We start from the raw sequence: 12,864 nt of genomic DNA, 5'->3' as shown, positions 1-12,864 counted from the left end.
CGATGTCAGTCCCGAAACCAGGTCAAAGTATGCAAATTCATAGCTACAAGCATAATGGTCGTCTGCACCGAGTGTGGGATGAAACCACTGTTTTAAAGGCGACGAATAATGTAATGATTGGGGCAAATGACAAAGCATTAGTAACAGAGAGTGATGGGCGCACGTGGATTACGCGCGAGCCTGCAATTTGTTATTTTCATTCGAAATATTGGTTTAACATTATAGGTATGCTTCGTACAGATGGGGTTTATTTTTATTGTAATATAAGCTCGCCGTTTGTATATGATCAGGGAGCATTGAAATATATTGACTATGATTTGGATGTGAAAGTATTTCCTGATATGACGTATATCATTTTAGATGAAGATGAATATGAGCAGCATCAGAATGAAATGAATTATCCACACGTGTTAGACCAAATATTGAAGAATAATGTTAATCATTTGCTTCGATGGATTCGTCAAAAGAAAGGTCCGTTTGCACCGGAATTTATCGATCAATGGTATGAACGGTATTTAACGTACTTGTCGTAAAAAAACCTGTTGATTTAACCAACAGGTTTTTTACATGTGGAAACATATAAGTTAGGATAGTTATGGTTGTGACAGACCATCTCTATAGTGTTTTGGAAGGAAGGTTTATTAAATGAATAGTATAAAACGCTATATGCAATTCGTTAAGCCATATAAATGGAAGATAGTGCTTACCATCATAATTGGAATTCTAAAGTTTGGTATCCCATTGCTCATTCCACTTATAACGAAATATGTGATTGATGGGATTATTAATGGGGATATGAGCCAAACCGAACAAGTGCAAGAGCTACTCTTAGTTATGGGGGGAGCGCTCTTTATTTTTGCTATTGTACGTCCTCCTATTGAGTATGCAAGGCAGTATTTAGCTCAATGGACGGGGAATACAATATTATATGACGTTCGGAATAAACTATTTGATCATATTCAGCGGTTAAGTCTTCGGTACTACTCTTCAACTAAGACAGGGGAAGTTATATCGCGTGTTATCCATGATGTAGAGCAGACGAAGAACTTTGTGATTACCGGATTGATGAATATTTGGTTAGACATGTTTACCATCGTTATTGCAATTGCTATTATGTTATCGCTGAACGTGTCATTAACGTTAGTAGCAATTGCTTTATTTCCTCTATATGGGTTCGCTATTAAATACTTCTATTCAAGGTTGCGTTCTTTAACGAGAGATAGATCTCAAGCGCTAGCAGAAGTACAAGGGCATTTACATGAACGAGTTCAAGGGATGCCTGTCATTCGTAGCTTTGCTTTAGAGGATTATGAGCAAGAGCAATTTAACAAACAGAATGGCAACTTTCTTAATAAAGCGTTAGAGCATACGAGCTGGAATGCTAAGACCTTTAGTGTTACATCGACAATTACGGATTTAGCTCCATTATTTGTAATTACCTTCGCTGGATACCAAGTGATTCAAGGTAATATTGGAATCGGTACGATGGTTGCATTTATCGGGTATATGGATCGTGTCTATGCACCGCTTCGCAGACTTGTGAACTCATCCACCGTATTAACACAATCAATCGCATCTATGGATCGTGTATTTGAGTTTATGGATGAAGAATATGATATCAAAGATAAAGATAATGCGATTGAGTTAAAGGAAGTGGAAGGACATATTACATTTGACCACATTTCCTTTCGTTATGAGGAAGAAGAGAACGAGGTACTTCACAACCTTTATCTCAATGTGAAAAAAGGGGAAACAATTGCTTTCGTTGGCATGAGTGGTGGTGGTAAATCAACGCTAATTAGCTTAATCCCTCGTTTTTATGATGTAGAGTCAGGTAATATTTGTATCGATGGGACGGATATTCGAGATGTGCAGGTTCGTTCTTTACGGGATAAAATAGGCATGGTATTGCAAGATAATATTCTGTTCAGTGAATCAATTCGCATGAATATTAAGATGGGGAACCCTTATGCAACAGATGAGCAAATGATTGAAGCTGCGAAGGCTGCCAACGCGCACGACTTTATAATGCAGCTTCCAAATGGTTACGATACGTTAGTAGGTGAACGCGGCGTGAAGCTATCAGGCGGTCAAAAACAACGGGTAGCGATTGCTAGAGTCTTCTTGAAAAATCCACCAATTCTTATATTAGATGAAGCGACGTCTGCTTTAGATTTAGAAAGTGAGCATTTCATTCAAGAAGCATTAGAGAAGTTAGCAGCCCACCGTACTACTTTTATTGTGGCGCATCGTTTATCAACGATTACACACGCTGATCGCATCGTTGTCATTGAAGATGGAGAGATTAAAGAAGCCGGAAGTCATGACCAATTAATGAAACAGCAGGGTAGTTATTATAATTTGTATCAAGTACAACAATTAGATGTTCCAAGCATTTAATAGAAAAAGGATCGAGTAACCATGTAGTTGGCCACTCGATCCTTTTTAGTTTACAAGTTTCTTCTTGGAGTTGATTTTGATATGTTCATTTGGGTGATGTTTCTCATAAACGGCTAGTAGTTTTTCAAGGCGTTGAATGCTTTTATAATACGTCATTAATTTCGTTGCTAAAGGTAAGAACATAAGCTTTTCTTTCTCTACGTCTTTCTCCTCGTAAATATCAATTAAGTATTCAACAAGTTTCGGGATATCGGGTTTTGTTGACTCGCTTAATTGTTGTAAGCCTTCAACTTTTATTCTTCCCATAAAGGATAGGGTGAGCTTCTCGTGGGAGTGAATCACTTTATCTAATTCATGCACAAGGGTTTCACGAAATTCTGCAGGAACTTTATCCATTTCATTTTCGAGTTCATAAAATGTTTTGAGTACTTCCTGCGCTCGTTCGGTTGTATGGATTAGATGCTTAAAGATAATTAATTTACGTGCTTTTAAATAATGATTCTTCTTTACATACGTTCTTTCTTCATTGTAAAGGGTATAAATCCGATTAATACTCGTAATCTCCCCATCAATACGGTTAATTTCTTCTTTTAGCGCTAGGTGGTCGGATAAATGCCTCGTTGTAACTCGTAACCATTGCAAAATGTCATCCGTGGTGTTATCGATTTTAGTGAATAGTTTTGTTTCATATTTAGGCGGTAAGAACAATTGGTTTACGATAAACGATGATAAGACGCCGATCATTAAGGAACTGAAGCGTAGCGCAGTAAAGGTTAGAAATGGCATCTCTGTTGTTTCCATAATAGCGATTACAGCAACTAGCGCAAGCGAGACAGTACTTTCAGGCATACCAAATGTGACACAAATTCCAATAACAATAACAATCGTAAATCCCATAATAAACGGATCGTTACCAAGGGTTAATACGACGAAAGAGGCGACGATTGCCCCTAATATATTTGCTTGTATTTGTTCAATAATGGTTTGATATGAACGATAAATAGATGGTTGAATAGAGAATAATGCTGCAATTCCTGCAAAGCTAGCACTGGCTCCAATTAAAGTTGCAACGTAAATAGCGATGGCAACTGATAACCCAGTCTTTAGCATGCGGGCTCCTAGTATCATGTTAAAACCTACCTTTATTCATGCATGGTAAACACTATGTATTATACTTGATATCATTTCGATAGCAACTAAAAGGTGTGGCTATTATGTAAAATGTACAAGCTTACAGGTGCTATACCCTTTTTCCTCGCTAGTAAATCGTTACATAAATATAAGACGATTCTGAAGTGAATCTTTATTGATAGGGATCGTATGACTCATACTTCTTCACTAATTTATGCTCACTTTTCTTGATTTCTGCGCGTAATCTCGAATTTATGCTCATTTTTCTTGATTTCTGCGCGTAATCTTGAATTTATGCTCACTTTTCTTGATTTCTGCGCGTAATCTTGAATTTATGCTCATTTTCTTTGATTTCTGCGCGGAGCAATTATGAAATTAACTTAAGTTTAAAAAAAAGAAGCCAGCTCCCTTAAAGGGGGCTGGCTAAGTATCCTCGAAAGGATGGGAGCTATTGGCACGCATGTACCAAAGACTCAATGAAAAAGGGGTAAGAAATGAAAAGTAGCACAATAATTACTGTGCAAATATTCTGATTATTTTAAATTTAACATAAGAACGAATGAGGTGCAATACTTTTGTCCACTTTTCTGAAAATAATAGCTTAATCTTATTTTAGAGGTTGTTGTATGTGTGTTAAGGATGAACTGAGTCCCTAATCACGATGGAGATAGGAGTTAGCTTAAGTTAATGATTAGTGTGATTGGTTAGGTGTTAGCGTCACGCATTTTAGCCAATATCGATTTTAGCTCATAACAAATAACAGCAGCACTTCTTATCGTTAAAAAGCCCTTGGCGACCTGTATAGGATACACCAAAGGCTGAAGTTGTATTTAATAAATGCTAAACAAGGCATTGGACTTTATATAAAAGTGCTTTGCTTAGTAATGGGAGGCTAGTCAATCCTTTTACTCTTGAGCCATAATGCGGAATGACTTCTCTACTGCTTGTAGCGTTTGTTCAATGTCTGCTTCGGTATGCTCTGTTGTCAAGAACCACGCTTCATATTTAGAAGGGGCTAAGTTGATGCCTTCATTCAGCATTAAATGGAAGAAGCGTGCAAACATGTCTCCGTTAGATGCCTCTGCTTGATCGTAATTCTCGACTTTTTCATTCGTGAAGTAGACGGTTAGTGCCCCTTTAAGTCGGTTGATTGTTATAGGAAGGTTATACGTTGCAGCATGTTGCTGAATACCTTCTTCTAATTGTGTGCCAAGCTTGTCTAATTTCTCATAGACGCCAGCTTGTTGAAGTACTTCAAGGCAAGCAATTCCGGCAGATATGGAAGCGGGATTACCGGCCATGGTACCTGCTTGATATGCCGGCCCAAGTGGTGCGACTTGTTCCATAATGTCAATGCGACCACCATATGCTCCAATTGGCAATCCGCCACCGATAATTTTACCTAATGCTGTCATATCAGGTTCGACACCAACAATGTCTTGCGCACTTCCATATGTGAAGCGGAATGCTGTAATGACTTCATCAAAGATTAATAATGACCCCGTATCATGAGCAATATCTTTCACTTGTTGTAAGAAGCCTGGATTCGGTTCAACAATTCCGAAATTCCCAACGATTGGTTCTACTAAAACAGCTGCGACATTATTGCCGTGTATTTCCATTGCTTTCTTGTATGTTTCTATATCGTTGAATGGGACGGTAATGACTTCTTGGGCAATTGAAGTAGGGATACCTGCTGAGTCTGGCGTTCCTAATGTAGCAGGTCCGGAACCAGCAGCAACTAGAACTAAATCGGAATGGCCGTGATAGCACCCAGCGAACTTAATAATTTTTGTACGGTTCGTGTACGCTCGAGCTACGCGAATAGTGGTCATAACGGCTTCTGTTCCAGAGTTAACGAAGCGTACTTTTTCCATAGATGGAATGGCTTCTTTCAACGTTTTAGCAAATTGATTTTCTAATTTCGTTGGTGTCCCGTAAAGAACCCCATTATAGGCGCATTTACTAATAGCATCTGCGATGTGAGGATGCGCATGGCCTGTAATGATTGGGCCATATGCCGCTAAGTAGTCAATATACTTGTTGCCATCCACATCCCAGAAGTAGGCTCCTTCCGCTTTTTCCATAAATACAGGGGTGCCACCACCAACACCTTTAAAGGCGCGAGAAGGAGAGTTTACACCACCTACGATATGTTGCTGTGCTTCATTATATAAGGAAATAGATTGATCGTGTTTCATTTGGAATCCTCCAGTATTGTAATTGATTATCCATTGGCTATTTTAACATAAATGAATGATTTCTTCTGAATGCATAGGTGCAATCGCATAATTTTTCGGGATAGTTTGTACAATTTAATAGGGGGGAAAGGTGGGGTTTATGCATTGGTTTGGATCATTATCATGCTTATTACGCTCTTGTTAATCGGTAGTATCGTTCAATTTATTCGCATTCGTCATGAGAGGCGCCAGCATTTCTCGATGGAACTGTTCTATACGTTAACGGTTGTCTATATCGTTGTGATGATTGGGTTCGGATTAGTGTACTTTGTGCTAGCTAGTGAAGGGATGGTTATATTGAGAGATGAATGGCTGCAAGTCGATTCTATTGTTGATCGTTTGGCGCATGCCATTTACTTTAGTGGTGTGACGCTTATGACAGTAGGTTATGGAGATATTACACCCATTGGCGTTGGGCGCATCATTGCATTAATAGAAGCACTAATTGGGTGTGTTCTGCCTGCAGCCTTTTTCGTACAGTTGTTCCATCGTAAGTAGTTACAGTTGTATAAGACGTAATAATTCGTTACGCTTAAAGGAGAATAAGTTGATGGAGGGATTCGCATGAGTTTAGAAATAGGCAAGCAAGCTCCGGATTTGGAACTAATGGCGAGTAATGGAGAACAGGTGAAACTAGCTGATTTTCGCGGGAAGCATATCGTGCTTTATTTTTATCCGAAAGATATGACACCTGGTTGTACAACAGAGGCGTGTGATTTTCGCGATTATCATGAGAGCTTCGCTGATGTAGATGCAGTGATTATAGGTGTTAGTCCTGATCCAGTAGACCGTCATAAGAAGTTTATCGATAAACACGATCTACCATTTCTTTTATTAGCTGATGAAGAACATCGTTTAGCAAAACAATACGATGTGTGGAAGCAGAAGAAAATGTTTGGTAAAGAGTACATGGGAATTGAACGTTCTACTTTCGTCATTGATAAAGAAGGTAATCTTGCAAAGGATTGGCGTAAAGTCCGTGTGAAAGGTCATGTAGAAGAAGCATTACAATATATTCGAGAGCATTTAGCATAAACAAACCACCCCCTAGCTTTTTATGGCTTAGGGGGTGTGGTTATTATGGATTGCGTAGTGCGTTTAGTTTGTTTAGTGTTTCTTGATATTGTTGTTCGATTTGTTGTAAGTTATCCTTTGGGTCCGCTATGCTTAAGCGGCTAATTAATTCGGTTAATTTTGTTTCTAGTGCCATTTGCGTTTCTGTTGTTTCGGTGGGAGTGTTGCGCTGCCGTTTTGATTGATCATATTGATGTAACGTGCCTTCGAACGTCGTAAGTGTCCCGTTTTTTAACATCCATAGATGATCTGCTGTATGCTCAATAAAGCGCCTGTCATGCGTTACCAATAAGACAGTACCAGGATATTCGTTAATTAATTGTTCTAATGCAGTAATCGCTTCGACATCTAAATGGTTGGTCGGTTCGTCTAAGATGAGTACGTTATATTCCCGAGCTAACAACGTTGCGAGAGCGACTTTTACCCGTTCCCCTCCACTTAATACGCCAATTCGTTTATGGACATCATCTTCAGGAAAACGAAGCCTACCTAATAGTGTACGAATAATGTGTTGGGGTAGCGAACTTTTATTTTGTACATAATGTAAAATTGTTTTCTCCTCTGGCAATGTAGCTAACGTCTGATCAAAATAACCAATAACCGCTTGCTTCGTTATATCTACTTGTTGAGTGTCTGTCATTAACTGATTTAGCAGCGTTGTTTTTCCGCTTGCATTGTTTCCGATTAAAGCTGTTTTTGATCCTGTCTTCCACTCTAATTGATCAATCGTGTATAACGTTCGTCCGTCTATTACTTTCGTTAGTTGTTTAGCTATTGCAATATGTTTACGATGAATTGGTTTGATGGAAGAGTAGCTCATTTTCATTTTGTCCCACTCGAACGGTTTATCCACTTTCTCTAGCCGATTGATCCTTTCTTGCATCGCCTTCGTTACGCCCTCTACCTTTTGCTTTTTTTCAGATGCTTTTCCTTTATGAAGCTGCCATTCTGAATTTCCCATTCGTGATGGAGCTTTTTTCATACCTTTTGCTTGTTGTTCTTTTTGCAGCATGCGTTCTGTTAACCGCTTTTCCTCTTTCACGTAGGACTCGTAAGCATCGTATTGATGTTGTATTTCTAGCGCTTTAGCTTTCTCGTAATCGGAGTAGTTCCCTTTATAAGTTGTTAGCTTGCCGTGACTGAGCTCCCAAATGGACGTGCATACGCTATCGAGCATTTTACGGTCGTGGGATGCGAGGATAATAGCCCCTTTATGTTGCTGTAGCTTTTGTTCAAGTTGTTCAATTCTGTCCCAGTCCAAATGGTTCGTTGGTTCATCTAGCAACAGCACATCTGCTTCCTGTTCGAATAGCTTGCCTAGTCTTTGCAACGTGTACTCCCCACCACTTACATGCCCCGTTTCTCCATCCAACTGCTCGAAATATTGAACACTTCCGTACCATGAAATTGATGCACCTTTTTCCACTTGTCCGAGTAAATACTGCAGTAGGAGTGATTTCCCCTGCCCATTTTTACCCACTAAGCCGATGCGGTCACCTTGGTGAATCGAAAGGTGCTTAATATCGAGTAACGTGCGCTCACCAATGGAATAGTATATATCTTTACCGAGCATATATCTCATCAAAAAAACCTCCCTGAATTGCTCCAGAGAGGTAAGATAATTGTATATACGAATGGAAAATAAGCCTTTATAAAACACGCATAAAAGGTTACAATTTATTCGTATTACACAATGGTCTATGAGAAGACATACTTATCCTATCTGGAACGAGATTGTTTAACATACATATTTCTATTCAACTCGTCATTTTTCGTAGGATTTAGTACTTCATTGTGTATAGGTTCAGTCCTTTCGAATAAATTCCCTTTTATTATAATGGGATGGGGGTTGTATTTGCAACATTTTTTGAGAAAAATAGGTAGTGGTCCATACCGATAGGAAGCGATGCACGTATTGTATAAGAAGAGATCTAACCTCCCCTTAACAATAAATATGGAGCACGGGCGAAATACATCGCTCGTGTTTTTTTATAAGCTTTATAACTTGGTCGTTTGTAGTAAAAAGCGATAAGATGAAAGCAATGAATTCATAAGGAGGTTTCTTGAAGATGTATGTTCTTTCAACGTGTAAAATGAGAAGAGATTTACGCGAGCATTTAGTTGCTCAATATCCACATATTCAATTTCAATTTTGTCATAGTATAGAAGAGGCCACACCATTTCTAGGTGAGGCCCATTGTATACTTACTTATGGCGACAATCTAGATCAAACGCATATCCAACAAGCAGGTAAGCTAACTTGGATTATGGTATTATCAGCAGGAGTGGAGAAGCTCCCATTTAAAGCAATCCATGAACGAAATATTGTAGTTACGAATGTGAAAGGAATCCACAAAGTACCAATGGGCGAATATGCAATCTCCATGTTGCTCCAAGTATATCGTAAAGAAAAAGAAATGATTGCAAATGAGCAACATCAAATTTGGGATCAAAAGGTGAAGATAAGCGAAATTACTGGACGAACGATGATGATTGTTGGAGCGGGTGCGATTGGACAAGAAGTAGCAAGGCTAGCAAAAGCGTTTCAAATGCACACAATTGGTATTTCTTATAGCGGGAAGGAAAAGCATTATTTTGATGCTATGCATACCCAAGAGGAGATAGGAGATGTAATTGGTGGCGTTGATTTTGTAGTATCCGTTCTTCCGAGTACCGATGCGACGAAAGGATTTTTTACGAAAGCGCATTTTGAACAAATGAAAGAGGATGCCGTTTTTCTTAATATGGGACGAGGTGATGCGGTTTCTAATGATCTATTATTAGAAGTCGTGACAGAGAAGCAAATAGGACACGCCATATTAGATGTGTTTGAAACAGAACCATTATCAAAGGATCATCCTTTTTGGCAAATGGAGAACGTGACGATAACTCCGCACATTTCTGGAATTTCCCCGGAATATCAACCAAGAGCAATCAAAATATTTGAACAAAATCTTCAAGCCTATGAAAATAAGACAAATGAGTATGTAAATGTGATTGATCCAAGAAAGGGGTATTAAGGATGAGAATTTATACGCGTGGCGGTGACAAGGGTGCAACTTCTTTAATTTACGGTGTTCGTGTACCGAAAAATGACGCTAGAGTGGATGCATATGGTACATGTGATGAAGCGAACTCTATGATTGGTGTAGCTTTAAGCCATTTAAAGAAAGAAGATATCGTGGATGGAGAAGCATTTATGGAAATGATGCATCGCGTTCAAACGATTTTATTCCATGTCGGAGCGGAACTGGCAACACCAAAAGGGAAACAAGTGAAATGGCAAGTGAAACAAAGTCACATAGAAGAGTTAGAAAAGCAAATTGATAACTGGGACGAGGCGTTACCACCATTACAAAATTTTATTTTACCGTCAGGACACCCAGCATCTGCAGCACTTCATACCGCAAGAACGATTGTAAGAAGAGCAGAAAGATCAGCTGTAGCCATTCAAGACGAGCTAAACAACCCACTTGTCATCAGTTATTTGAACCGCCTTTCTGACTTTTTATTCGTTGCGGCAAGGTATGTAAATCAAATAACTGGAGGAGAAGAAATACCACTTCAAGTAGATGTGTAACAGTTAGTTGAGAAAAGAGAAATTCTCCTAATTGACAAGTGCTTTAGTAAGGGGTTACACTATTTATAAGAATTTTAATCTAATAATATTGTTTATTAATAATATTTATTTGAAAGTGAGGTGCATGGCGGTGTCAGATCATCGACTAAGCGAAGCGCTAGAGGTTCTGAAAGGTTCCGGTGTTCGTATTACACCACAACGTCATGCCGTGCTCGATCATCTCATTCACTCTATGACGCATCCTACTGCGGATGACATTTATAAGGCTTTAGAGAGTCAATTTCCGAACATGAGTGTAGCAACAGTCTATAACAATTTACGCTTATTTAAAGAAATTGGCCTCGTTCGAGAATTAACATATGGAGATGCATCAAGCCGATTTGATTGTAATACCACGGATCATTATCACGCCATTTGTAACGATTGTGGTAAAATAGTTGATTTTCACTATCCTACACTAAGTGAGGTGGAATCATTAGCCGAACAAGTAACCGGCTTTAAAGTGAGCCACCACCGCATGGAAGTGTATGGTAGCTGTGAAACGTGTCAACTAAAAAAACAAGCGCATTAAAACTGAAAGCCTAAGCTGCTTTCAGTTTTTTTGTATCATTAAGAAAAGCCCTTTGTGCAAAGACAAAAGGCTTTTTATGAATTATTTTTCTGGATTGTATTTCTTTGAATTATATCGTTCATCGAATTCTTTACCTTCAAGCTCTTTGTCCATTGTTAAAGGCTCATTACAGTGCATACATGCATCTACACGACCAAGCACTTTTGTTGGTTTCTCACAATTAGGGCATATCACTTGAATGGTCTTTGTGGATAACATACCAATCCAGAAATAAATGACCGTACTTAATAGAACAGATAATAGCCCCAATACCATGAACGTGCTCATGAGCCACATCGTTTCTTTAAATAACAATCCAACATACATAATACCGAACCCGATGAAAACTAAACTAAGAGCAAAAGTTCGTATTTTATTAATTTTATTAGAATATTTTAGACCCAATCCTGTCCCTCCTAATTACTATACCGCTTACATGTCAGTATAGCATAGATAATGGATAAGAAATATTCTTGAAAAAAGGATTTTATCCATATTTGTCGAAAAGATTAACTATCTTATATTTGGGGGAACTATTTATGGAAGATGTGTTACGGCCAATTTATCAAGAACGGGCAAGCCAAAAAAACACGCTAGGAATTTTATTAATAGAAAAGAAGAAACCAGTCAGTCCTGTAACCGATAATTTTGATTACATTTTACTTGTTATTGTGCAAGATGCTATGCAACCATGGTACGTTAAGCATTATGAATATCACAATAAAAATGCAGCCATGCACATCGTAGATGAAAAACAATTACTGTATTGGATTGACACAAGTTCATATCGCCGCGCCGTAGAATGGGTGATTAATGGAAAAGTCGTTTTTGATCGGAATGAATATGTCGCTAAACTGAAAGACGATTTACGTACATTTCCGAAAGAAAAACGGGAATTAAAGAAAGCGATAGAATTTGCCAAGCTAATTAGGAGTTACCGTGAAAGCAAATACTTCTTTGACTCACAACAATATATGGATGCTTTTAATACGATGATTTATTGTTTGCATTATTTAGCGAGACTTGCGGTTATAGAAAAAGGATTTCACCCAGAAGTGACTGTTTGGAACCAAGTGAAACAAATAGAGCCAGAAATATATAAGCTTCAACAAGAATTGAGCTCCAGCAGTGAAACTCTCGATAAACGAGTAGAATTAATGCTATTAGCTGTGGAATTTGCGATTAACTCTCGAACGCTTAATTGCTCTCAACACTTAATTGATATTATGAAAGAGAAGGATGAAGCTTGTACGTATGGGGAGTTAATGGTGCATCCACAAATTCAACCATATTATTTAGACTTAGGGGCGTTATTAGAACACCTCGTTGAAAAAGAAGTTATACAAGCAGTGCAAGTAGATACAAAAGGGGACGATATTTATCATCGCAAATATATGTATTTAAATAAATAACGAAATGTGTGGAAATTGCATATAGTATCCAGAAGAAGGTAGCGTATCATTTGTTCTTGAAGTATACGCTACTTTCTTTTAATATAGTTTGAGTCACCCTTTTACGTGTTTTGAAGAGTAATATTAAAAAAGTTTTATTTTTCTATTGCAAAATAATTATTAGCATGGTACATTATTAAATGTCGCAACAAAAGCGGCACGGAAGCAAGCTAATCATTTAAAGAGTTAACAACAAAAAGAATTTCAAAAAGTTGTTGACGAAATGAATTAGAAATGTTATATTTAAAAAGTCGCCAAAACAAGCGGCGCAAATGAAAAGACATTGCGAACTTTGAAAACTGAACAAAACAACTTGTAAACAACCTGTTAATTTTTAAATTAGCCATTAATCATTTGAAATGATGCAAGGCAAACTCA

General features: G+C 38.2%; 12 protein-coding genes. 8 read left to right on the top strand and 4 right to left on the bottom strand.

From position 1 onward, the window contains the following. Positions 1-2: 2 nt before the first annotated feature. Both ntdP and N784_RS03520 read left to right on the top strand, forming a co-directional pair. Positions 3-533 (top strand): nucleoside tri-diphosphate phosphatase, encoded by a 531-nt coding sequence (gene ntdP, locus N784_RS03525; protein WP_036832384.1) that lies wholly within the window; start codon positions 3-5, stop codon positions 531-533. Positions 534-645: 112 nt separating this feature from the next. Then, positions 646-2,400 (top strand): ABC transporter ATP-binding protein, encoded by a 1,755-nt coding sequence (locus N784_RS03520; RefSeq protein WP_036832381.1) that lies wholly within the window; start codon positions 646-648, stop codon positions 2,398-2,400. Between the two features lie 45 nt (positions 2,401-2,445). On the opposite strand, the gene N784_RS03515 is transcribed toward N784_RS03520, so the two are convergent. Together N784_RS03515 and N784_RS03510 are read right to left on the bottom strand one after the other, a co-directional pair. After that, positions 2,446-3,528: an FUSC family protein gene (locus tag N784_RS03515; protein WP_036832379.1), complete on the bottom strand. Its 1,083-nt coding sequence runs from the start codon at positions 3,526-3,528 to the stop codon at positions 2,446-2,448. Between the two features lie 908 nt (positions 3,529-4,436). Next, positions 4,437-5,732, bottom strand: a complete 1,296-nt coding sequence (locus N784_RS03510; RefSeq protein ID WP_036832376.1) for a glutamate-1-semialdehyde 2,1-aminomutase — start codon at positions 5,730-5,732, stop codon at positions 4,437-4,439. Between the two features lie 144 nt (positions 5,733-5,876). Between N784_RS03510 and N784_RS03505 the strand changes: the two genes are divergently transcribed. Both N784_RS03505 and bcp read left to right on the top strand, forming a co-directional pair. Continuing rightward, positions 5,877-6,269, top strand: a complete 393-nt coding sequence (locus N784_RS03505) for a potassium channel family protein (RefSeq protein WP_232305966.1) — start codon at positions 5,877-5,879, stop codon at positions 6,267-6,269. Between the two features lie 66 nt (positions 6,270-6,335). Continuing rightward, positions 6,336-6,806, top strand: coding sequence for a thioredoxin-dependent thiol peroxidase (gene bcp, locus N784_RS03500; RefSeq protein ID WP_036832374.1), 471 nt, complete (start codon positions 6,336-6,338; stop codon positions 6,804-6,806). 43 nt (positions 6,807-6,849) lie between these two features. Here bcp and abc-f read toward each other — a convergent pair whose 3' ends face one another. Continuing rightward, positions 6,850-8,427, bottom strand: a complete 1,578-nt coding sequence (gene abc-f, locus N784_RS03495) for a ribosomal protection-like ABC-F family protein (protein ID WP_036832371.1) — start codon at positions 8,425-8,427, stop codon at positions 6,850-6,852. Between the two features lie 487 nt (positions 8,428-8,914). Between abc-f and N784_RS03490 the strand changes: the two genes are divergently transcribed. The 3 genes from N784_RS03490 to perR all read left to right on the top strand — a co-directional run bounded on the left by N784_RS03490 (position 8,915) and on the right by perR (position 10,996). After that, positions 8,915-9,865, top strand: a complete 951-nt coding sequence (locus N784_RS03490) for a D-2-hydroxyacid dehydrogenase (RefSeq protein ID WP_036832369.1) — start codon at positions 8,915-8,917, stop codon at positions 9,863-9,865. A 2-nt stretch (positions 9,866-9,867) separates the two neighbouring features. Then, entirely contained in the window at positions 9,868-10,425 is a 558-nt protein-coding gene (locus tag N784_RS03485; RefSeq protein ID WP_036832367.1) for a cob(I)yrinic acid a,c-diamide adenosyltransferase, read from the top strand. Between the two features lie 124 nt (positions 10,426-10,549). After that, positions 10,550-10,996, top strand: coding sequence for a peroxide-responsive transcriptional repressor PerR (perR, locus tag N784_RS03480; protein WP_084600112.1), 447 nt, complete (start codon positions 10,550-10,552; stop codon positions 10,994-10,996). Between the two features lie 81 nt (positions 10,997-11,077). Here perR and N784_RS03475 read toward each other — a convergent pair whose 3' ends face one another. Next, on the bottom strand, positions 11,078-11,440 hold the full coding sequence (locus N784_RS03475) for a YgzB family protein (RefSeq protein WP_036832363.1): 363 nt from the start codon (positions 11,438-11,440) through the stop codon (positions 11,078-11,080). Between the two features lie 134 nt (positions 11,441-11,574). Here N784_RS03475 and N784_RS03470 point away from each other — a divergent pair, with 134 nt between their 5' ends. Beyond that, complete coding sequence (locus tag N784_RS03470) at positions 11,575-12,447, top strand: nucleotidyltransferase-like protein (protein ID WP_036832361.1); 873 nt, start codon at positions 11,575-11,577, stop codon at positions 12,445-12,447. Positions 12,448-12,864 lie beyond the last annotated feature (417 nt).

It is taken from the genome of Pontibacillus litoralis JSM 072002 (assembly GCF_000775615.1).
Lineage (GTDB): Bacteria > Bacillota > Bacilli > Bacillales > BH030062 > Pontibacillus > Pontibacillus litoralis.
The sequence above is the reverse complement of the archived record's forward strand: the minus strand, read 5'-3'. Positions and strand labels throughout refer to the sequence as shown.